Below are 20,304 nucleotides of genomic sequence, written 5' to 3'. Positions count from 1 at the left end.
TAGGGCAATGCCTTCACGCTGAGTAAGCATGCACGGATGGTGCGCCAGGAATGAACTTGGTGCGCTTGCATAAAGCCATACCGCAGCCTATGTTCACGCTATTGGCCCAAGGAGGGTGGCGGGTGATCAAGGTCGTACTCATTGATGATCACGAACTGGTGCGCACGGGATTCAGGATGATCCTGCAGCAGCAGCCGGACGTGCAGATCAGCGGAGAAGCGGGCTCGGCCGAGGAGGGGCTCCGGCTCATCCGTGCCAAGACGCCCGATATCGCCCTGGTCGACGTGCACATGCCCGGCATGAGCGGTATCGAGCTGACCGAGCGCGTATCCCGTTCCAAGCTGCCAACCCACGTCATCATCGTGACGGTGGTGGACGACGCGCGCTTTCCCAAGCGCCTGCTCGACGCCGGGGCGTTGGGCTACCTCACCAAGGGTTGTTCGGCCGGGGAACTGCTCGAGGCCGTGCGGCTGGTGGCTCGCGGGCATCGCTATCTGGCCCCGGCGGTAGCGCAGCAAATGGTCCTGGCCACGCTGGATGGCGAGGGCTCGCCGTTCGATGCGCTGTCCAGCCGCGAGCTGGAAGTGGCGATGATGCTGGTGCGCGGCAAGGCGCTCACCACGATCGGCGAGCAGCTCAACCTCAGTCCCAAGACGGTATCGACCTACAAGCAGCGGCTGATGGAAAAGCTGCAGGTGGACCACGTAATCAGCCTGGCCCACCTGATGACCATTCATGGGCTGCTCGACACGCACAACAACCAGGTCGGCAACTGACGCCCACGGGCATGGCGCCATAAAAAAAGCCGGACCAAGGGTCCGGCTTTTTTTCGCCATGCGGTACGGCCGGTCAGCCGTGCGAGGCGTCCTTCTTCAGTGTGTCGGCCTGATCCTCGGCCACGGCTTCATCGGCCGGCGGCGTCGCCAGTGGCGGAAGGGCGGCGTGGGCGAGCAGATCGCCCTGGGCCGGTGCCGGGGTTGCCTCTGGCGCGGCCGACGCGGGCGCTTCGGATGGAACCGTTACCGCTTCCGTCACGACTGGCTCCGCATGGGCAGTGGTGTCGATGTGTGCACGGAAATCGATGGTCGTGCTGGCTTCGACAGCGGGTGTGACCTCTGCCGTGGCGACCGGTGTTTCGGGCGCGTGCATCGCGCTTGCCGTCACGTCGACGGTCGTCGGGGCGGGCGCTTCCGGCGTGTTGTCCACCGCGGCCACTGGCACGGGAGCGATCGGTTCCAGGGCCACGGGCGGGGCGACCTCCGCTTCGATCGTCACCACCGCTGCCTCGACCACCTCGTCGCCTTGCTCGGGGATCGGCGGTAGGCTCGGCAGGTTGAACGATGCCGGCGCCACGGCGCTGAGCACCTGCTCGGGGAGCTGATCCTCCGGCTGCGAGGGCGTCGTGGCATGGGCCTCGATGTGTTTCGCCGCCGTGCCGGCGGTTTCGACGGCCGCGGCGACGGCCACCGCCGTCACGGCGATGGGCGCGGCGGCCACCGGAGGCGCGGCCTCGCCGGCGATGGCGACGCTGGCCCGCTCTGCGGGGAGGGTGCCGGCATCCTCGCCACGGTCCTCGTCGTCCAGGTCCGACGACTCGATATCCTCGGCCTCGGTGCTGCCGGCCAGGGAGGCTTCCTCATGGCGGCGACGGCGACGGCCGCCGCGGCGACCGCGGCGACGGCGGGACTGCTGCGTGCCCTCGGCGATGGTTTCCTGCGCGGCGGGTACGCCTTCGGCGTTCGCCACGGCTTCGGCCGGAGCCGGAATGACCGGCAACGGCTCCTTGGCCTCGGCCACTGGCGCATTTACCGGGCGCTCGGCCTGCTGCGCGGGTTCGCTGGCCGGTGCGACAACTGCCGGCTGCTGCGGCGCCTGGGCTGGCCGCGGCTGGCGCGGTTCCTGGCGTGGCTTGCGTTCCGCCTGGGGCTGGGCGGCGGCATCCGCCTTGGCCGGCTGCGGCTGGCGCGTTTCCTGGGACTTGGCGGCCTGGGCCTGTGGCTGGCGCTGCTGGGCCTGCTCGTTGCCGCCACGCTGGCGATTGCCCTTGGCCGGCTGCGGCTGCTGGGTTTTCTGGCCCTGCGGCTGGGCGGATTCGCGGCGCTGGCGCCCGCCCTGCGGCTGGCCCTGCTGGCGATTGCCGCGCTCATCGCGGCGGGCGCCGCCACGTGCCTGGGCCGGGGCTGGCTCGGCCTTGGCGGCCGGGGTTGGAGCCGCCGGCGCGGCGCTGCTGCGGAACCAGCCGAACAGGCGCGAAAGGACGCTGCCGCCGCTGGGGGCGGGCGCGGCGGCAGGCGGCTGGCGCGGCGGCTGCGTCGGTGCGGGTTGCGGCACCGGCGCGGCGGCCGCTTCCTCGCGGACCGGTGCCGGGGTGGCGGGTACGATGCCGCTGACCGCGGGCTGCTCGCTGCTGCCCAGCGCCTGGCCCATCTTCGGGATCGGCGCGTCCTCCACGGCGGTGAGGCGCTCGTAGCTGGGCTTGCTGTGCTCGCCCATGTCCGCTTCGCGGATGCGCTGGATCTCGATATGCGGCGTGTCGAGCTTGTCGTCGGCCACGATCACGACGTGCACCTTGTTGCGCAGCTCGATCTCGACCACGCTGGCGCGCTTCTCGTTGAGCATGAAGTTGGCCACGCTGGGCGGGGCTTGCACCAGCACCTGGCCGGTGTTGTCCTTCATGGCGTGCTCTTCGATCAGTCGCAGCGTCGAGAGAGACAACGACTCCACGCTGCGGATATGGCCGTGGCCCTCGCAGCGCGGACAGACGATCTGGGTGGCCTCGCCCAGGCTGGGGCGCAGGCGCTGGCGGGACATCTCCAGCAGGCCGAAACGGCTGATGCGGCCGATCTGCACGCGGGCGCGGTCCAGCTTGAGCGCGTCCTTGAGGCGTTCCTCCACCTCGCGCTGGTGCTTGGGGCTGTCCATGTCGATGAAGTCGATCACGATCAGGCCGCCGGCATCGCGGATGCGCAGCTGGCGGGCGATCTCCACCGCCGCCTCGCAATTGGTGTTGAACGCGGTTTCCTCGATGTCGCTGCCCTTGGTGGCCTTCGAGGAGTTGATGTCGATGGCGGTCAGCGCCTCGGTCTGGTCGATCACGATCGAGCCGCCGGAGGGCAGGCGGACCTGGCGGTCAAAGGCGCTCTCGATCTGGGTCTCGATCTGGTAGCGCGAGAACAGCGGGGTGTCGTCCTTGTACAGCTTGAGCTTGCGCAGGGCCGTGGGCATGACCTGCTGCATGAACTCGCGGGCATCGTTGTAGAGCGACTCCTCGTCGATCAGGATCTCGCCGATGTCGCTGCGCAGGTAGTCGCGCAGGGCGCGGATGAACAGCTTCGATTCCTGGTAGATCAGGAACGGGGCCTTCTGGGCCTGGGCGGCGCCGGAGATGGCCTTCCACAGCTGCAGCAGGTAGTCCAGGTCCCATTGCAGTTCCTCGGCGTCGCGGCCAAGGCCGGCGGTGCGCACGATCAGGCCGACGTCGTCGGGCACGGTGAGATGGTCCAGGGCCTCCTTCAGGGCCTGGCGGTCCTCGCCCTCGATGCGACGCGAGACGCCACCCGCCTTCGGGTTGTTCGGCATCAGCACCATGTAGCGGCCGGCCAGGCTGATGAAGGTGGTGAGGGCGGCGCCCTTGTTGCCGCGCTCCTCCTTCTCGACCTGCACGACCACCTCGTGACCTTCCTTGATGAGGTCGCGGATGTTGGCCTTGTTGGGATCCAGGCCCGGCGTGAAGTACTCGCGGGCGATTTCCTTCAGCGGCAGGAAGCCGTGGCGTTCGGCGCCGTAGTCGACGAAGCAGGCTTCCAGGGAGGGTTCGACGCGAGTGATGCGGCCCTTGTAGATGTTGGCCTTTTTCTGTTCGCGGGAAGGGATTTCGATATCGAGATCGTAAAGGGTCTGGCCATCGACAATGGCCACACGCAACTCTTCACGCTGAGTTGCGTTGATCAACATACGTTTCATTGTAATTTTTCCTCGGCTTGCCGCGCGTCGCGTGCCGCGGTGGCGCCGCTGCTTCGGCGGCCTGCCGGGGATCGCGCCGCTGCGGTTAAGCGGCAACATGACGGCATCGTTTCCGGTGCCGGGATGATTCGTGGCAATGCGCCCGTCGCCCCGGAACCCAGCGGCACCGGACAACGACCACCCGAACCGTTACGATGAAAGGGAGCAGCGACCGGCTGCCGTAGAGGCGACCGGCGCTATCCTCGCCGACGTCACGGGGCGGGCGCCCCGACTCCATGCCGAACATCGGCGAAGCGGGACCAAAGCGCCGGCCGAGTATCCTATTTCGCCAGGTTTTTTTCAATGCAGACGGCAACTTCCCCGGACGCACCTCACAGTGTGCGTCAAGTCGAGATCGGCCCGGAGCGGGACGGGCAGCGCATCGACAATGCGCTGGTGACCCTGCTCAAGGGGGTGCCCAAGAGCATGATCTACCGCCTCCTGCGCACCGGCCAGGTGCGGGTGAACGGCAAGCGTGCCAAGCCCGACACGCGTCTCGCGGCGGGCGATACGCTGCGTATTCCGCCGGTGCGCATGGCCGAGAGGGAGCCGGCGAAGGGGCCGGCGGCCGGCCTCGTCTCGGCGGTCGTCGAGGCGATCCTCTTCGAGGACAAGCATTTCCTGGCCATCGACAAGCCGGCGGGGATCGCCAGCCATGGCGGCAGCGGAATCAGTCATGGGGCGATCGAACTGCTGCGGGCGGCCCGTCCGAACGAGCACCTGGAGCTGGTGCACCGCCTGGACCGCGATACCAGCGGCGTGCTGGTGTTCGCCAAGACCCGCGCCGGCCTGACCGGCCTGCAGGCGGCGATCCGCGAGGGGCAGGTGACCAAGCAGTACCTGTGCCTGATGGTCGGCCATCCGCGCAAGGCCAAGTTCAGCGTGAACGCCGCCCTGCAGAAGTCGGTGCTGCAGGGCGGCGAGCGGATGGTGCGGGTGTCCGAGGGCGGCAAGCCCTCGCTCACCTTCTTCCAGGAGATGGAGCAATACCCCGGCGCGCGCCTGATGCAGGCCACCCTGGGCACCGGCCGCACCCACCAGATCCGCGTGCATGCCGCCCATATCGGCCATCCGCTGGCCGGCGATCCGAAATACGGCGACAAGGACATGAACAAGGCATTCAAGGAGTTGGGCCTGGATCGGCTGTTTTTGCACGCCTCGCACATGGGCTTCGAGCTGGATGGGCGGTCGTATGGTTTTTCCGCCCCGTTGCCCGACGATCTCAAGCAATTCCTCGACGTTCTGGCCGTCAAAGGCAACCGGATCCGCCGGCTACAGGAAAAAGCGCGTACTCACCTGGAGTGAGCGCAGCAGGTGGCCGGTCAGGCCGCTCTCCATCAGCAAGGCGCTGGCCGCATGCGCCAGCGCGACCGGCATCAGGCATGGCGAGCGCAGGAAACACCAGGCCCACCACAGCTCGGCCGACAGGCACAACTGCATCAGCGCGCCGTTGGGGGTATGCAGCAGGCCGAACAGGGCGGCCGTGACCAGGATGACCACTGGTGCCGGCAGGCCGGTATGCCGGAGCCTGCCCATCACCAGCGCGAGCATGGCCCACTGTTGCAGCAGCGCCCAGGCCAGGTAGCCCAGCACATGGACAGGCGTCAGGTGAAGCAGGCCGTGGCCGTCGGCTAGCGTCAGCAGGCCCGCCACCAGCAGGGGCACCAGCGGCCACAGCCAGTCGCGCCAGTCCCGGCTCCACCATGACCAGGCCACCGGCCGGCGGCGCCATTCGCTCTGGCCGCCATAGGCCAGGGCGGCGACGAAGGCGACCAGCCCGGGAATGGAGGGATGCGGTGCCCAGCGCAGGCCGGCGATCAGCCAGAACGGACCCGCAGCGATGGCGGCGACCTCCGCCCAGGGACGGATGACGCCGGGTCGTTGCCGCCAGGCTAGCCAGAGCAGCCAGGCCAGGTAGGCCGAGCACACGCCGATGTCCAGCCAGGCGGGCATCGGCGGATCGGTTCCGGCCCGCAGGGCTTGGCCGGGCGGCAGGATCACGGCGGCCGGCCAGTGTTGCCTGGCCTGGTCACGCAGGGACAGCAGAGTTTCCGAGGTCGCCCCGGCGGGAAGCCGCAGCAGGGGAGCCGCGAGTCCTTCGGCGCGGGAGGATTCGGCACCGTTGCCCAGGCCGAGCGCTAGGTCGGTGGCTTCCGCGCGCACCGCCGCCGGCCAGGCCGTCGCCGAGGCGCTGGCAAGGGCGACGGAACGCAATGTCAGCGAGGCGCCCGCCGGCAGGCGCGCCTGCAGACGCAGCAGGTAGGCGATGGCGCCGGGAGGCGGACAGGGGGCGTTTTCCGCCGTCCGCCAGTCCGCCGTCCGCAAGTCGACGGTGAGCTGGCCATCGTTGGCTCCGAGCCTGGCCGCTTCCGCCGCCGTGCAGGCCGCATGGGCCTCGGCAGTCTGGTAGCGCATGCCCAGTGAGCCTTCGCCGCTGGCATGAAGGTCCAGGCGGAGCAGCGGCCAGTGCCGGGCATCCACCGGGCGATCCAGCGGCAGGCCCAGCTCGAAGGGCGAACCGTCCTGGCTGGTGACGCGCAGGCCGTCCGGGGTGCCGTCCATGGTGGCGTTGCCGAAAACGCGCCCCGCGACCAGGTCGGCGGGTTGCCGCAGGCGCCATTGCCACAGGGGCTGGCCGTCATGCAGCGCGGTCAAGGTTGCGCGAGCGTCGTGGATCAGTTGCCCGCGCGTGATCCAGGCCGACAGCAGGCCCAGGCCCCAGAACAGAACGATGGCCGCCACCAGGAAGCCGATGGCGGCGGCCAGCCGAAGCCTGGCGGGCCTGGGATTCAACGTTCCAGCAAGGCTTCCACGCGCGCGGCGCAGATGAAGTCGTTGAGCGAAAGACCACCCACGTCGTGGGTGGACCACAGGACCTGGCAATGGCCGTAGCCCGCCTTCAGGTCGGGATGGTGGTCTTCCTGGTTGGCCATGAAGCCCACCGCATTGATGAAGCCGAGCGTGTGGTGGAAGTCGGGGAACTTGAAGTCCTTGACGATGGCCTTACCGTCGTCGGTGCGTTGCCAGCCCGGCAGCGAGGCCAGCAATTCGGCGACCCTGGACGTGTCCAGCGCGTGCTCCTTGCCCTTGCGCGGAATGCAGTGCTGGCTGGCGAGCTGGCTGTGGCTCATGGCTGTCGTTCCCTGAAGAAATCCCGAGGGTGCGAAGCGTCGAAGCTTGGCGCGCAAAAGTCAAAGCCGGGCAAGCGGCGTAAATTAGGACTAAAATGGTGCTGTATTTCCGGCCAGGCCGGAACTTGAGCTGGAGTTGACATGATCGAGATTTCCGAACGCGCACAGCGGCACTTCCTGCGCTTGCTCTCCCAGCAGGGCATCGACGGGCTGGGCATCCGCCTGCGCGTGACCTCGCCCGGGACGGCGGCGGCCAATTGCGAGCTGGAGTTCGCCGAACCCGACGAACTGACCGGCCAGGAATGGACCATCGTCTGCGATGGCTTCGATTTCCATGTGGATGGCGACAGCGCGCCCTGGCTGGAGGGCGCCAGCATCGATTTCGAGCCCAACGCCACCGGCGGCCAGCTCAATATCCGGGCGCCGCGCATCAAGGGGCATATCCCGGGCGAGGAGGCGGGCCTGATCGAGCGCGTGCGCTACGTGCTGGAGGCCGAGGTCAATCCCAAGATCGCCTCGCATGGCGGCCGCGTCAGCCTGCTGGAAGTGGATGCCAATGGCGTGGTGGTGCTGCAGTTCGGCGGCGGCTGCCACGGTTGCGGCATGGTCGACGTGACGCTCAAGCACGGCGTGGAGAAGACCCTGCGCGAGCGCGTGCCCGAGATCACCCAGGTGCGCGACGCCACCGACCATAGCGGCGGCGACAATCCGTACTACCGCAAGAAGGAAGGGCAGTCGGCGCTGGGCTGAACGCTAGCCGCGCATGCCAAGAAAAAGGCCCGCGACATGGCGGGCCTTTTCGTCGTGCCGTGGCGGGCCAGCCTACTTGTCGCCCTGGATATGGCCGCTCAACGTGTCGAGCTTGGTCGGCAGGCTGGAGAAGTAGGCGGCGACGTCCTCGATGTCCTGGTCGGACAGCGTGGCGACGAAGCCCTTCATGATGGCGTTGTCGCGCTGGCCGCTCTTGTACTCGTGCAGGGCCTGCTGGATGTACAGGTTGTACTGGCCGGCCAGGCGCGGGTACTGCGGATCGACCGCGTTGCCATCGGTGCCATGGCAGGCGAAGCAGGTGGCGGCCTTCTGTTTGCCGTTCTCGATGTTGCCGGCCGCCAGCAACTGGGTGGACGCGAACGCCAGCACGGCGCCGAACGAAAGCAGGGTGAGCGCACGATTCATGCGATGGGATCCTTGGCTTACTTGGCGAGGCTGGAGAGATAGGCGGCGACGTCGTCGATGTCCTTGTCGGACAGGCTCTGCGCCTGCGCCATCATCGTCGGATGCTTGCGATCGCCGCTCTTGTATTCGTGCAGCGCGTTGACGATGTATTGCTCGTTCTGGCCGGCGATGCGCGGCACCGGATAGTTCGGATAGGCGTTGGCGTAGCCCGGAACCCCGTGACAGCCATTGCAGGTATAGATCAGCTTACGTCCAGCGGCCTTGTCTCCCTCTGCGTGCGCGCTGGCAGTGGCGAAGAGAGCTGCGGCCACGGTCAGGCCAAGCAGTTGCACTCGAGTCATCAGGATCCCCACGATTCCGGCTGGTACATGGTGAAAGTCGAGGAAGTATAGTCGTTGCCTTCACGACTGGACAACATGTCGCAAGCCACTGATTCTTATCAGTGCAGGACCTGAGAATAGGCGGCCTGACAGAGGCGCGGCGACATCGGCCTGCCTTGGGGGCAAGCGAGAACGGACAGGGGGCAGGTCGGCATGAGGGAGTGCGGCGGTCGTTGGAAAACGTGGATGGTGCGCGCGCTGGTGTCGGCCTTGGTGCTGTGCGCGGTGCCCGCGGGCGCGCAGGCGCCGGCCCGGGCTTATCGCATCGTGGGCTACGTGGCGGATTTCTGGCCACCGGCGCCGATCAGCGCCGACAAGCTCGACGTCGTCAACTACGCCTTCGCCTTGCTGGACCCGCGAGGCGAGGTGCTGCTGTCGAATCCGAACGCCGATCGTGCCCTGCACCGCCTGGTGGACCTGCGCAAACGGCATCCCGCATTGAAGATCGTGGTGTCCATCGGCGGTTGGGGCGCGGATCATTTTTCCGACGTGGCGCTGGCGGCCGCGACGCGCCAGCACATGGCCGACAGCGCCGCGGCGCTGATCGAGAAATACGACGTGGACGGCATCGACCTGGACTGGGAATATCCCACGCTGCCCGGGCCGGGCATCAGCCATCGTCCCGAGGACAAGCGCAACTTCAGCTTGCTGCTGGAAACCCTGCGACGTCGCCTCGATGCGCTGGGCGCCACGCACGGCGGCCGCCACTACCTGCTCACCATCGCCGCCGCGGACAGCGAGTTCGTCGCCGGCATCGAGCTGGCTCGCGTGTCGCGCTCGCTCGACTGGTTCAACCTGATGACCTACGACTTCCACACTAGCCTGACGCCCACCACCGGGCACCATGCCGGCTTGCACCTGTCGGCGCTGGCGCCAGCGGACGACCGCGCCGGCGACAAGGCGGTGGCGCAGTTCCTGGCGGCCGGCGTGCCGGCCGGGAAGCTCAATGTCGGCGTGGCTTTCTATGGCCGCGAATTCACCGGCGTCGATCCCGCGCACGACGGGCTGCAGCAGAAGTACGCCAAGTACGTGGACGCGCCCTCGTGGCGGGAACTGGTGGCCGGCTTCATCGATAAGAACGGCTACGTGCGCCACTGGGATGCGCAGGCGCAGGCGCCCTACCTGTGGAACGCGGCGACGCGCACGTTCATCACCTACGAGGACCCGCAGTCGCTGCGCGCCAAGGCGGACTTCGTGAAGGCCAAGGGCCTGGGCGGCATGATGTACTGGGAGCAGAGCCTGGACGACCACGAGGAACTGCTGGACGTGCTGGACCAGTCGCTGCGCTCGCGCTGACTTCCCACTCGTCATTCCGGCCTGCGCCGGAATGACGAGTGGGGAGGTCGTCGCAGCAGCTACGGCTAGAGCAGGCTCTTGAAGATATGGATGCCGGCGGTGTATTCGCCGATGATGGTGCCGAAGCTCACCAGGGCGAAGTTGAGCAGCGTACGCGCCACGCGGTTGCGCCACCAGCCGCGCCATTGCCCGACGTCGTCCCTCAAGGTGTCGAAATCGGCCACGCTCGGGCGCCGTATCCAGGCTTCGGTCATGGCGCTGATGCCGCCGGACGGGATGCCGGGGCGAAATGGCTTGATCGGTCCCGCAACGAAGGCGGCCAGGGCGCTGAGCGGATGCGCGCCCGCGATGATCGCGCCCAGCAGCGAAAAGCCGCCGGTATAGAGAACCCAGTCGCGCAGGGCGGCGGCGCCCAGCGAGGTGTTGCGGTGAAACGCAAAACCGATCGCGGCGAACACCGCGAGCACCAGGCCGATCGCCACCCACTTCGGCCAGCGCGCCTTCGGCGGCGCGGCAGCGAGCGTGGCGGCTTCGATGGCCGGGTTGCCCTGCTGCGTACGCAACTGCTCGCACAGGCCCTTCAGGTGGCCTGCGCCAATCACCACCAGCACGCGCCGGCCTTCGCCGTAACCGGATTGCGTGGCCTGCTCGCGTAGACGGGCGGCCATGTAGGCATCGCGCTCTGCGATCAGGCTGCGATACAGCGGCGCCGACTGTGCCGCGAACTCGCTGAAGGCGCTCTCCAGCATGTCGCCTTGCTTGAGCTTCTCGATCTCGGTTTCCGCGATCTCCTGGCGCTCGAATATGCTGGCAACGAGGCCGCCCACCAGGCCCAGGCGTTGCCAAAAGCCTACACTGCTGTAAGCGCGGCGCAGCGTAATGCCAACTTCGCGGTCCACCAGCCACACCGGCAGGCCGCGCTGGTCGGCGCCATCCATGCCGGCCTTCATCTCGGCGCCGGGCTGGATGCCGTACTGCTCGGCAAGGCGCTTCTGGAACGAGGACAGCACGAGGCTGGCGGCCACCATGCCCACCTTGCCCTGGCGAATCACCTGGAACAGGTCCATCTGCTTGAACGCTTCGGGATCGCGCATGCCCTGGGCGCGGCTGTCGCACAGCTCCACCGCCACGGCATCGAAAGACTCGTGCGCCAGCAGGGCGTTCACCGCTTCCACGCTGGTGCGCGACACGTGCGCGGTGCCCAGCACCACGTATTCCACGCCATCCCGCGTGACGCGCTCGATGGGCTGGCCGCGCAGCACGGTCGGCAGGGAATCGGCGAGGTCGGTCTGGCTCATGCGTGGCGTCGGTCAGTCGGGTCAATCACGGCGTGGGGATGGCCGGGGGGCGACGCAAGTCGCGGCAGCCAGCGGAGGCAGGCGCGGTTCAGTCGCGGAAGCGCTTGAGCAGGTCGCTGTAGGCGTCGATGCGGCGGTCGCGCAGGAACGGCCAGATGCGGCGCACATGCTCGCTGCGCGCCATGTCGATCTCGGCGACCAGCAGCTCGCGCTTGTCGGTGCCCGCCTGGGCCAGGAACTCGCCCTGCGGCCCGGCCACGAAGCTGGTGCCCCAGAACTGGATGCCGTTGGTCACGCCGGCCTTGTCGGCCTCGAAGCCGGTGCGGTTGCAGGCGAGCAGAGGCAGGCCATTGGCCACCGCATGGCCGCGCTGCACGGTGACCCAGGCCTCGCGCTGGCGATCCTTCTCGGCCTGCTCGTCCTTCGGGTCCCAGCCGATGGCGGTGGGATACAGCAGCAGCTCGGCGCCAGCCAGCGCCATCAGGCGCGCCGCTTCCGGATACCACTGGTCCCAGCACACCAGTACGCCCAGACGGCCCGCCGAGGTATCGATAGGATCGAATCCCAGGTCGCCCGGCGTGAAGTAGAACTTCTCGTAGAACGCCGGATCGTCCGGGATGTGCATCTTGCGGTACTTGCCCGCGATGGCGGCTGAGCGGTCGAACACCACCGCCGTGTTGTGGTACAGCCCGGTGGCGCGCTTCTCGAACAGCGAGGCGACCACCACCAGCTTCAGTTCCTCGGCCAGCTTGCCGATGCGCTCGGTGCTGGGGCCGGGAATGGGCTCGGCCAGGTCGAACTCGTCCACCGATTCGCGCTGGCAGAAATACGGGCCGTTATGCAATTCCTGCAGCAGCACCAGTTGCACGCCTTGCGACGCGGCTTCGCGCAGGCCGGCCTCGATGGCGTCGAGGTTGGCGTCGCGGCTGCCGCGGTCGGTTTCCTGCAGGAGGGCGACTTTGAGGGTCTTGCGGGTCATCGGCGTCGTCTCGGTGGGGCTGCCGCGTGGGTGGGCCGCCAAGTCTAGCGGATACGGATGGCCGGCCCGTGGCGGGCCGGCTTCGGGCGATATGGGGCGTTGCGCGCCGGTTTCCAGCGTCGCTGGTCAGACGATGCCAGCGGGCAGCTGCATGGTGATGCAGTGCAGGCTGCCGTTCTGCCAGATCAGCGGGCGGCACGGCACCTGCACGACCTCGCGGCCCGGGTGCGCCTCGCCGATGATGCGCGCGGCCTCGTCGTCCGCCGCGTCGCCATAGGCCGGCACCAGCACGGCGCCGTTGACGACCAGGTAATTGGCGTAGGAGGCGGCGAGGCGGCGGCCTTCGTCGATGATCGGGCGCGCCCAGGGCAGGGGATGGAGCCGGTACGGACGGCCGTCGGCCGTGCGCAGCGCGGCCAGTTCCTCGCCCATGCGCTTGAGTTCGCCGTAGTGCGGGTCGGCTTCGTCGTCGCAGGCCTGGTAGACGATGCGTTCGCCCGGCGCGAAGCGGGCCAGGGTGTCGATGTGCGCGTCGGTATCGTCGCCTTCGAGGTAGCCGTGGTCGAGCCACAGCACGCGGCTGGCGTGCAGGCTGTCGGCCAGGATGGCGCTCATGGTTTCGCGCGACTGCTCCGGATGGCGCTGGGCGAGGCAGCGCCAGGTGGTCAGCACCGTGCCGTCGCCATCGCTCTCGATGCCGCCGCCTTCCAGCGCCCAGTCGATGCGCTGGTGCGCGGCATGGCCGAACACGCCGGCCTGCACCAGTCCGGCGATCAGCGCGTCGTCCTGCTCGGCGCCGAACTTGCCGCCCCAGCCGGTGAAACGGAAGTCGGTGAGCTGGAATCGGCCATCGCTTCCCTTCAACGTGATCGGGCCGGAATCGCGTAGCCAGGTGTCGTCGTAGGGCAGCTCGACGAAACGCAACTGGGAGAGGTCCACGCCTTCGCCGGCCAGCAGGGACTGCACGCGCAGGCGCAACTCGTGGCTGGCCACCACCACGATCAGCGGCTGGAAGCGCGTCACGGCGGCGGCCAGCGCCACGTAGGTGGTCTCGACCTCGGCCAGGCGGTCGGCCCAGTCGGTGCCGGCGTGCGGCCAGGCGATCAGCACGGCCGATTGCGGCTCCCATTCCGCCGGCAGGCGCAGGGTGGCGTCAGTCATGGGGAATCTCGCGTCGTGGGGAAGTCGCGGGGCGGGCGACGGGACGCGCATTTTACTAGGAAACGCCAGCGGGATCAGCACGCGGGGCGATTCCCCGGCGGCGCGGTTCGCCGCCGGGGGCGGGCCAGTGGTTACTGGGCGGTGGCGGGGTTGGTGTTGTTGCCCGCCGGCGTGTTGAGCACGGAGTGGATCACGTGGCTGTGCTCGAAGTACACGATGAAGTTCGCGTACTCCCAGCGGTTGATGGTCGGATGCTTGGCGCTGTCGCCGCCGCGCGGGGACAGCTTGCGCTGCGGTTCGCCGTATTTCTTCTCGACCTCGGACATGCTCATGCCGCGCGTGGGCAGGTCCATGGACTTTTCCTGCTGCACGCGATTGACCAGCAGGCTGTCCGCATGGGCGGGCACGCCAGCGGCGGCCGCGAGCGCGATCACGAACAGGCTGCTGCCGAACTTGCCGATTTTCATGGTTCCCCTCCGCACCAGGCGTTGCCGCGCCGTTGTAGCAGAACTGCCAGGGGTACGCCATGCGCACCTATGGCGATTGCGACGCCGTGGGCATTCATGGCGCCGATTCGGATGCCGGGGCCGTTATCATGCACGGCTGCGGGCGGCAGGACGCCCGGTCCGGATAGGCTTTCATGATCTCGTTTCGTCATTTCGCGCTGCGCCGTGGCAGCCGGCTGCTGCTTTCCGACATCGACCTGGTGATCCAGGGCGGCTGGCGGCTGGGCGTGGTGGGCCGCAACGGCTGCGGCAAGTCCAGCCTGTTCGCGGCGCTGCAGGGCCGGCTGGAACCGGACGCCGGCGACCTGGACCTGCCGGCGAAGCTGCGCATGGCCTCGGTGGCGCAGGAGACGCCGGCATTGCCGGATCCCGCCATCGAGTACGTGATGGCCGGCGACGAGGCCTTGGCCGCCGCCTTGCGCGACGAGCTGGATGCCCAGTCGCGCGGCGATACCGAGGCCATGGCCAGGGCGCACCACCGCATCGAGGAACTGCACGGCTACGACGCGCGCGCCCGCGCCGGCCGCCTGCTGCACGGCCTGGGCTTTGCGCCGGAAACCCATGAGACGCCAGTGTGGGAGTTTTCCGGCGGCTGGCGCGTGCGCCTCAACCTGGCGCGCGCGCTGATGGCGCCATCGGAACTGCTGTTGCTGGACGAGCCCACCAACCACCTCGACCTCGACGCCGTGCTGTGGCTGGAAGAATGGCTGCGCCGCTACCAGGGCACCTTGCTGGTGATCTCGCACGACCGCGAGTTCCTCGACGGCGTGATTACCCATACGCTGCACCTCAACGATGGCGGGGCGAAGCTCTATACCGGCAACTACAGCGCCTTCGAGCGCCTGCGCGCCGAGCAACTGCGCCAGCAGCAGATCGCACACGAGCGCGAGCAGGCCGAGCGCGCGCACCTGCAATCCTTCGTCGATCGCTTCAAGGCCAAGGCCAGCAAGGCCAAGCAGGCGCAGTCGCGCGTCAAGCGCCTGGAAAAGCTGGCCGGCACCGAGGCCGTGCGCGCCGAGCGGCCGTTCCGCTTCCAGTTCGCCGCGCCGGACCGGCTGCCCGATTCGATGCTGCAACTGGAAGAGGCCGAGGCGGGGTATGCCGGCGCGGATGGCCAAGCGGTGATCCTGCGCGACGTGCGCTTCCGCCTGGAGGCGGGCGAGCGCATCGGCCTGCTGGGCCCCAATGGCGCCGGCAAGTCCACCCTGGTCAAGACGCTGGTGGGCGAGCTGGCGCCGCTGGCCGGCGAGCGCAAGGCGCACAAGGACCTGAAGATCGGCTACTTCGCCCAGCACACGGTGGAAAGCCTGCGCGAAGGCGCCTCGCCGTTCGACCACCTGCAGGACAAGGCGCCGGGCGTCAGTGCGCAGGTCCTGCGTGACTTCCTGGGCGGCTGGAATTTCGCCGGGGACCGCGCGTTCGAGCCAGTCGATGGTTTTTCCGGCGGCGAGCGCGCGCGCTTGGCGCTGGCGCTGATCGCCTGGGACAAGCCCAACCTGCTGCTGTTGGACGAGCCGACCAACCATCTCGACCTGGACATGCGCGAAGCGCTGGCCGACGCGCTGGCCGACTTCGACGGCGCGCTGGTGCTGGTCTCGCACGACCGACACCTGCTGGGCATGGTATGCGACAGTTTCTGGCGCGTGGCCGATGGCGCGGTGGAAGGCTTCGACGGCGACCTGGACGATTATGCGCGCTGGCTGCGCAGCCGCGGCGGCGCCGCGAAGAAGACCAAGGACGAGGCCGCCGCCGCACCGGCCGCGCGCGCCGAATCGCCGGAGGAGCGCCGCCGCCGCACGGCCGCGCAGCGCGAGAACGAAAAGGCGGCCCGCCAGCGCGTGAAGAAGATCGAAACACGCGTGGCCACCATCGAAAACGAGTTGGGCGCCCTGGAGGCCAGGCTGGCCGACCCGGAAACCTACAATGGCCCCACCGCGGAGATGATGCGCCTGGGCCAGCGCCAGGGCGAACTGCGGCAGGAGAAGGAAACGCTGGAAGCCGAATGGCTGGAACTGTACGAGCGGCTCGAGGCATGAGCCCTCCTGTGGACAGTGCATTGCGCCCGTTGGAAGCATGGTTGCCGGACCTGGCCCGCTTCGCGTCCGATCATCCCGTGCGCGGCCTGTTGCGCAAGGCTGACCGCCTGCCCGATGGCGCGCGGGGCTATCTCGGCGGACTGGCCGGACGCTTCGCCATCGATGGCGGGCTGCCGGCCGGGGCGCTGACTCGAGAACTGATGGCCGGCGATGCCGGCGACGCCACCTGGCTGTGCGCCGATCCCGCCTGGGTGCAGCCGGATCTCACCGGCGCGCGCCTGCTGGCCTGCGGTCAGATGCAACTGGACCTGGCCGCCGCGCAATCGCTGGCCGAGCCGTTGAAGAGCGTGTTCGAGGAAGCCGGCATGTCGCTGGAAGTGTCCTCGCCCGACCACTGGCACCTGCGCCTGCCGACGGGCACGGCCGTGCCGCGTTTCGCGGCGCCCGAGCAGGCGCTGGGCGAGGATCTCTACGAACACCTGCCGCAAGGTGGCGAAGGGCGGCGCTGGCGCCTGTTGCTCAACGACGTACAGGTGCTGCTGCACCAGCACCCGCTCAATGCGGAGCGGCGCCTGCGGGGCATGCCGCCGATCAACAGCCTGTGGCTGTGGGGTGGCGGTTCCCTGCCCGCGACGGTGGCCACCGCGTTGCAAGGCGTGGTGGGCGACGACGTCTTGCTGCGGGCGCTGGCCTGGCGCGCGGGCATCGATGCGCGTGCGCGCGAAAGCGCGAGCGTCGCCACGGCGACGGTGGGCTGGCTGGTCGACCTGCAGGACTTGCCGGTGGACGAGATCGCATCCGCCTGGTGGCCCAGCATGCGGGCATGGGCGAGCACGCAATCGGTGCAGTTGAGTTTCGCCAGCGGCGAGCGCTGGCTGCATCGTCCCTGGCACCGCTGGCGCTTCTGGCGTGGAGGCGGCCGATGAGACCGGTACGCCTGCGTCGCCGCGCGCTGCTCGGCGAACCCAGCGGCTGGGGCGATGCCGTGCATCCCGTGCTGCAACGGGTCTATGCCGCCCGTGGCGTGCTGTGTCCCGCGCAGGCCGAGTACCGCCTTGCTCACCTGCTGCCGCCCCTGCAACTGGGCGGTGTGGAACAGGCGGTCGAACTGCTGGTGCGCGCCATCGGCGAGGACTGGTCCATCCTGATCGCCGGCGACTACGACTGCGATGGCGCCACCGGTACCGCGGTGGCGGTGCGTGGCCTGCGTCTGCTGGGCGCGCGCCACGTGAACTACGCGGTGCCCAACCGCTTCGTCCATGGCTATGGCCTGAGCGCCGCGCTGGTCGAATCGCTTCGGCCCCGGCCACAACTGATCGTCACCGTGGACAACGGCGTGGCCAGCGTGGCCGGCGTGGCGACCGCGCACAAGCTGGGCATCCGCGTGATCGTCACCGACCATCACCTGCCGGGCGAACAGCTGCCCGCCGCCGACGCCATGGTCAATCCCAACCTGGCGGGCGATGGCTTCCCCAGCAAGGCGCTGGCCGGTGTCGGCGTGATGTTCTACCTGCTGCTGGCCCTGCGCGCCGCGATGCGCGAGCAAGGCCTGTTCGCCACCGGCGCCGAGCCCGACCTGTCGGTGCTGCTAGACCTGGTGGCGGTGGGCACGGTGGCCGACCTGGTGCCGCTGGATTTCAACAACCGCGTGCTGGTCGAAGCGGGCCTGCGCCGATTGCGCAGCGGCCGTGGCTGCGCCGGGGTAACCGCCCTGGTGGAGGCCAGCCAGCGCAGCCTGGCCTCGCTGTGCGCCAGCGACCTGGGCTATGCGATCGGTCCGCGCCTCAACGCGGCCGGCCGGCTGGAGGACATGCGCATCGGCGTGGAATGCCTGCTGACCGATGACGTGGCACTGGCCCGCCACTATGCCGAGCTGCTCGGTTCGATCAACCAGGAGCGCCGCGAACTGCAGGCGGCGATGGTCGCCGATGCGGAAGTGATGGTGGCGCAGGCCACCCACATCGATGCGGTGGGCGTGGCCCTGTTCGAGCCGGGCTGGCATGCCGGCGTGGTGGGACTGGTGGCCTCCAAGCTGAAGGAACGGCTGCACCGCCCGGTGATCGCCTTCGCACCGGCCAGCGAGGATGCACCCGACGAACTGCGCGGCTCGGCGCGTTCGATCGCCGGCTTCCATATCCGCGACGCGCTGGTCGCGATCGACGCCCGTCACCCGGGCCTGATCGCGCGCTTCGGCGGCCATGCCATGGCGGCGGGCCTGAGCCTGCGCACGCAAGATTATCCACGCTTCGCCGATGCCTTCGACGCCATCGCGCGGGAATGGCTGGACGAGGACCAACTGCAGGCCGTGCAGCACACCGACGGAGAGCTGCCGCCCGGCGCCGCCACGCTGGTCCTGGCGAGGCAGTTGCGCGAGGGTGGCCCGTGGGGACAGGCGTTTCCCGAGCCAGTGTTCGAGAACCTGTTCGAATGTGCCAGTTGGCGCGTGATGGGCGGCAAGCACCTGCGCCTGGAGTTGCGCGATCCGCGCGACGGCAGCCTGCACGAGGCGGTGATGTTCAACGCCTACGATGGCACGCCGCCGCCGACGGCCTTCCGTGCCGTGTACGAACTGGTCATCAACGATTGGCAGGGACGCGAGCGCGCGCGCCTGCTGTTGCGGCATATCCAGGCGCCCTGAGAGCTTGTTCACGATCTCCCGGCCACCTCCGCCGTTGGTCACCGCGATGGCGTGCGGCAACCCTTGCGTGTCCACCGCGATGTGTCGCCTGATCCCCGACACCTTCTTGCCCGCGTCATAGCCCTTCTGACCGGCCGTATCACTGTTCTTCACGCTCTGCGCGTCCACGATCAAGAACCTGCTGCAGCCGTTGCACCCCTGTTTCTCGCGGGCCGCGCCAACCTGATTTTTGAGCGCCCGCTCCGGCAGGCTCACCTCCTCTTTGTCCACCTCGCTCCAGATCTGGAAGTACGCGTGCACCGTGCGCCATTTCGGAAAGCTCTCGGGCAACATCCGCCTAGTTTCGGGCAGAGCAGGAAGATTTTGAATGGGCTCTTGGGAATCTGCTCCGTAGAGTGGCAACACACCGAACAGCGGTAACACGCCAAGCTGCGCACTGCGCAGTATGAAACAGCGTACAGAGACATTTCCTGTCATCACGTGGAGGAAATGGCTGATGGTGTTACCTGATAGGCGACTCAATGATGGCGGCATCGCCACAGTCGAGTCTGGCCCCTTTCCTCATGACCAACCCATGCACTTCGCTTGGTGACACTGGCCGAGCAAGGCGCGGCGGCCAACGCCTGGCCATAGAAAACCTGAATTGTATCGGCGGCGTATCAGGAGTTTCCGGTAGCCGGAAAAATCAAGATGCAGGGTATGCTGCATCAATGACAGAAGGAAATTGTGTCATGCGCGAACTCAACGAACTGGAAGTGGAGCAAGTCGCGGGTGGTTACCTCGGGGCTTTTTTGGCGGGCGGCACGCTCGGCCTTGCCGTGGGCGCAGACATCGCACTTGGTTATGCAATTGACTACGGCATCGACTGTGCTTTCGGCACCCACCTGGTTTCTTGATTGATCAGGAGTCGTTCTTAACAGAAGTCGCCACAAGGCGACTTCTTTCAAAGGATAGGCCGAGGAGAAAATCATGCGATTCTTTTACGGAAAGACCCCGCGCCTGATTAAGGATGACATCCTCCTTGAAGATTTTTCGGCATTCCCATCGAATTTCGAGAAAATCAATGGATACGGGCCAATCATCTCTTTCTTGGTGCTCGTTGCGGCTACGGCACTTTGGCTGGCAAGCGGGATCGACCCCTTACGGCCTTTCCTTTCGCTTCTAAGTCATCCGTTCTCTATACTTCCCGTATTACTGATCATGCTCAGTACCAACGTTGCACATGAGGTGATTCACTTCGCCTCCTTTCCGGGCTTCTGGAAAGACAAAAAGGCAGGCTTCGGCTTCATGCCGAAAATTCTGACGCCCTACGCCTGGTACGCGGGGGTATTGAGTAAGAATCGGGCCATGACATCAATGCTAGCTCCTTTTGTCTGGCTAACCTGCATGCCCCTGGTCATCCAATTGATTTTTCACCCCTTCGGGCAAGAGAGTTACATGCCATGGGTGTCGATTTTCAACGCCATGTCGTCTGGTGGCGACCTGCTTCTATCCACCATCATTTTCTTGTATGTGCCACGTGGCGCATACATGCAGGGGACAATCTACGGCATGAAGCTCAAGTCCAGCACGCCTTCGCCCCATGCCTTGTGATGCTCTCGTCTCTACGCCTTTGAAAGAGTCAGCTCTTCAACGCTTAGAGCCGCTAACAAAACCGGGTTGAAGGCTGGTTCGCGGGTGGCAAAATTGCAGCATGGCCCG

At 67.5% G+C, this 20,304-nt stretch carries 18 protein-coding genes and 1 pseudogene; 9 read left to right on the top strand and 10 right to left on the bottom strand.

What is annotated here, in order from left to right:
- The first annotated feature begins 122 nt into the window (after positions 1 to 122).
- Positions 123 to 776 carry a response regulator gene (locus MJ605_RS18430; protein WP_243043009.1) on the top strand — a complete coding sequence of 218 codons (654 nt, stop codon included), beginning with the start codon at positions 123 to 125 and terminating at the stop codon, positions 774 to 776.
- A 73-nt stretch (positions 777 to 849) separates the two neighbouring features.
- On the opposite strand, the gene MJ605_RS18425 is transcribed toward MJ605_RS18430, so the two are convergent.
- Entirely contained in the window at positions 850 to 3,963 is a 3,114-nt protein-coding gene (locus MJ605_RS18425) for an Rne/Rng family ribonuclease (RefSeq protein WP_243043008.1), read from the bottom strand.
- Between the two features lie 342 nt (positions 3,964 to 4,305).
- On the opposite strand from MJ605_RS18425, the gene MJ605_RS18420 reads away from it, so the two are divergent.
- Positions 4,306 to 5,307, top strand: coding sequence for an RluA family pseudouridine synthase (locus tag MJ605_RS18420; protein WP_279237678.1), 1,002 nt, complete (start codon positions 4,306 to 4,308; stop codon positions 5,305 to 5,307).
- On the opposite strand, the gene MJ605_RS18415 is transcribed toward MJ605_RS18420, so the two are convergent.
- Both MJ605_RS18415 and MJ605_RS18410 read right to left on the bottom strand, forming a co-directional pair.
- Positions 5,275 to 6,795, bottom strand: coding sequence for a CPBP family glutamic-type intramembrane protease (locus MJ605_RS18415; RefSeq protein WP_243043007.1), 1,521 nt, complete (start codon positions 6,793 to 6,795; stop codon positions 5,275 to 5,277). The genes MJ605_RS18420 and MJ605_RS18415 overlap by 33 nt on opposite strands.
- The gene (locus MJ605_RS18410) at positions 6,792 to 7,133 is read right to left on the bottom strand and encodes a 4a-hydroxytetrahydrobiopterin dehydratase (RefSeq protein ID WP_243043006.1); all 342 of its coding nucleotides are present in this window, start codon (positions 7,131 to 7,133) and stop codon (positions 6,792 to 6,794) included. Before MJ605_RS18410 ends, MJ605_RS18415 begins: the two co-directional genes overlap by 4 nt.
- Positions 7,134 to 7,274: 141 nt before the next feature.
- Here MJ605_RS18410 and MJ605_RS18405 point away from each other — a divergent pair, with 141 nt between their 5' ends.
- On the top strand, positions 7,275 to 7,883 hold the full coding sequence (locus MJ605_RS18405) for an NfuA family Fe-S biogenesis protein (protein ID WP_243043005.1): 609 nt from the start codon (positions 7,275 to 7,277) through the stop codon (positions 7,881 to 7,883).
- A gap of 72 nt (positions 7,884 to 7,955) precedes the next feature.
- On the opposite strand, the gene MJ605_RS18400 is transcribed toward MJ605_RS18405, so the two are convergent.
- Positions 7,956 to 8,309: a c-type cytochrome gene (locus MJ605_RS18400; RefSeq protein WP_243043004.1), complete on the bottom strand. Its 354-nt coding sequence runs from the start codon at positions 8,307 to 8,309 to the stop codon at positions 7,956 to 7,958.
- 17 nt (positions 8,310 to 8,326) lie between these two features.
- Positions 8,327 to 8,650: a c-type cytochrome gene (locus MJ605_RS18395; RefSeq protein WP_243043003.1), complete on the bottom strand. Its 324-nt coding sequence runs from the start codon at positions 8,648 to 8,650 to the stop codon at positions 8,327 to 8,329.
- A gap of 225 nt (positions 8,651 to 8,875) precedes the next feature.
- On the opposite strand from MJ605_RS18395, the gene MJ605_RS18390 reads away from it, so the two are divergent.
- Positions 8,876 to 9,985 (top strand): glycoside hydrolase family 18 protein, encoded by a 1,110-nt coding sequence (locus tag MJ605_RS18390; RefSeq protein ID WP_243043002.1) that lies wholly within the window; start codon positions 8,876 to 8,878, stop codon positions 9,983 to 9,985.
- A 65-nt stretch (positions 9,986 to 10,050) separates the two neighbouring features.
- On the opposite strand, the gene MJ605_RS18385 is transcribed toward MJ605_RS18390, so the two are convergent.
- From MJ605_RS18385 to MJ605_RS18370, 4 genes are all read right to left on the bottom strand, one after another.
- Positions 10,051 to 11,283 (bottom strand): TraB/GumN family protein, encoded by a 1,233-nt coding sequence (locus MJ605_RS18385; RefSeq protein WP_243043001.1) that lies wholly within the window; start codon positions 11,281 to 11,283, stop codon positions 10,051 to 10,053.
- 88 nt (positions 11,284 to 11,371) lie between these two features.
- A complete protein-coding gene (locus tag MJ605_RS18380) occupies positions 11,372 to 12,262 on the bottom strand; it encodes a carbon-nitrogen hydrolase (RefSeq protein ID WP_243043000.1) in 891 nt (296 codons plus the stop codon).
- A 126-nt stretch (positions 12,263 to 12,388) separates the two neighbouring features.
- Positions 12,389 to 13,423 (bottom strand): agmatine deiminase family protein, encoded by a 1,035-nt coding sequence (locus tag MJ605_RS18375; RefSeq protein ID WP_243042999.1) that lies wholly within the window; start codon positions 13,421 to 13,423, stop codon positions 12,389 to 12,391.
- Positions 13,424 to 13,554: 131 nt separating this feature from the next.
- Complete coding sequence (locus MJ605_RS18370) at positions 13,555 to 13,890, bottom strand: hypothetical protein (RefSeq protein WP_279237677.1); 336 nt, start codon at positions 13,888 to 13,890, stop codon at positions 13,555 to 13,557.
- Positions 13,891 to 14,063: 173 nt separating this feature from the next.
- On the opposite strand from MJ605_RS18370, the gene MJ605_RS18365 reads away from it, so the two are divergent.
- From MJ605_RS18365 to recJ, 3 genes are read left to right on the top strand one after another with little or no spacing between them, the layout of a single operon-like run.
- A complete protein-coding gene (locus MJ605_RS18365) occupies positions 14,064 to 15,965 on the top strand; it encodes an ABC-F family ATP-binding cassette domain-containing protein (RefSeq protein ID WP_243042998.1) in 1,902 nt (633 codons plus the stop codon).
- Complete coding sequence (locus MJ605_RS18360) at positions 15,962 to 16,891, top strand: phosphoglycerate mutase (RefSeq protein WP_243042997.1); 930 nt, start codon at positions 15,962 to 15,964, stop codon at positions 16,889 to 16,891. The genes MJ605_RS18365 and MJ605_RS18360 overlap by 4 nt, the downstream gene beginning before the upstream one ends.
- Positions 16,888 to 18,603, top strand: a complete 1,716-nt coding sequence (recJ, locus tag MJ605_RS18355; protein WP_243042996.1) for a single-stranded-DNA-specific exonuclease RecJ — start codon at positions 16,888 to 16,890, stop codon at positions 18,601 to 18,603. The genes MJ605_RS18360 and recJ overlap by 4 nt, the downstream gene beginning before the upstream one ends.
- Positions 18,604 to 18,639: 36 nt before the next feature.
- Here the strand turns inward: recJ and MJ605_RS18350 are convergent.
- Positions 18,640 to 18,939 (bottom strand): annotated as a pseudogene (locus tag MJ605_RS18350) (transposase); the annotation flags it as partial.
- A gap of 395 nt (positions 18,940 to 19,334) precedes the next feature.
- Between MJ605_RS18350 and MJ605_RS18345 the strand changes: the two are divergent.
- A complete protein-coding gene (locus MJ605_RS18345) occupies positions 19,335 to 19,499 on the top strand; it encodes a hypothetical protein (protein ID WP_243042995.1) in 165 nt (54 codons plus the stop codon).
- A 73-nt stretch (positions 19,500 to 19,572) separates the two neighbouring features.
- A complete protein-coding gene (locus MJ605_RS18340) occupies positions 19,573 to 20,196 on the top strand; it encodes a DUF3267 domain-containing protein (protein ID WP_243042994.1) in 624 nt (207 codons plus the stop codon).
- Positions 20,197 to 20,304 lie beyond the last annotated feature (108 nt).

The sequence above is a fragment of the Dyella sedimenti genome (assembly GCF_022760995.1).
GTDB lineage: Bacteria > Pseudomonadota > Gammaproteobacteria > Xanthomonadales > Rhodanobacteraceae > Dyella > Dyella sedimenti.
This window is presented reverse-complemented; position numbering and strand designations above follow the sequence as displayed.

Excerpts from the sequence above, each read along its gene's own strand:
- MJ605_RS18420 (WP_279237678.1), top strand. The coding sequence starts at position 4,306 with ATGCAGACGGCAACTTCCCCGGACGCACCTCACAGTGTGCGTCAAGTC.
- MJ605_RS18385 (WP_243043001.1), bottom strand. The coding sequence starts at position 11,283 with ATGAGCCAGACCGACCTCGCCGATTCCCTGCCGACCGTGCTGCGCGGC.
- MJ605_RS18340 (WP_243042994.1), top strand. The coding sequence starts at position 19,573 with ATGCGATTCTTTTACGGAAAGACCCCGCGCCTGATTAAGGATGACATC.
- MJ605_RS18400 (WP_243043004.1), bottom strand. The coding sequence starts at position 8,309 with ATGAATCGTGCGCTCACCCTGCTTTCGTTCGGCGCCGTGCTGGCGTTC.
- MJ605_RS18360 (WP_243042997.1), top strand. The coding sequence starts at position 15,962 with ATGAGCCCTCCTGTGGACAGTGCATTGCGCCCGTTGGAAGCATGGTTG.
- MJ605_RS18390 (WP_243043002.1), top strand. The coding sequence starts at position 8,876 with ATGGTGCGCGCGCTGGTGTCGGCCTTGGTGCTGTGCGCGGTGCCCGCG.
- MJ605_RS18405 (WP_243043005.1), top strand. The coding sequence starts at position 7,275 with ATGATCGAGATTTCCGAACGCGCACAGCGGCACTTCCTGCGCTTGCTC.
- MJ605_RS18410 (WP_243043006.1), bottom strand. The coding sequence starts at position 7,133 with ATGAGCCACAGCCAGCTCGCCAGCCAGCACTGCATTCCGCGCAAGGGC.
- MJ605_RS18395 (WP_243043003.1), bottom strand. The coding sequence starts at position 8,650 with ATGACTCGAGTGCAACTGCTTGGCCTGACCGTGGCCGCAGCTCTCTTC.
- MJ605_RS18365 (WP_243042998.1), top strand. The coding sequence starts at position 14,064 with ATGATCTCGTTTCGTCATTTCGCGCTGCGCCGTGGCAGCCGGCTGCTG.
- MJ605_RS18375 (WP_243042999.1), bottom strand. The coding sequence starts at position 13,423 with ATGACTGACGCCACCCTGCGCCTGCCGGCGGAATGGGAGCCGCAATCG.
- MJ605_RS18425 (WP_243043008.1), bottom strand. The coding sequence starts at position 3,963 with ATGAAACGTATGTTGATCAACGCAACTCAGCGTGAAGAGTTGCGTGTG.
- recJ (WP_243042996.1), top strand. The coding sequence starts at position 16,888 with ATGAGACCGGTACGCCTGCGTCGCCGCGCGCTGCTCGGCGAACCCAGC.
- MJ605_RS18370 (WP_279237677.1), bottom strand. The coding sequence starts at position 13,890 with ATGAAAATCGGCAAGTTCGGCAGCAGCCTGTTCGTGATCGCGCTCGCG.
- MJ605_RS18380 (WP_243043000.1), bottom strand. The coding sequence starts at position 12,262 with ATGACCCGCAAGACCCTCAAAGTCGCCCTCCTGCAGGAAACCGACCGC.
- MJ605_RS18345 (WP_243042995.1), top strand. The coding sequence starts at position 19,335 with ATGCGCGAACTCAACGAACTGGAAGTGGAGCAAGTCGCGGGTGGTTAC.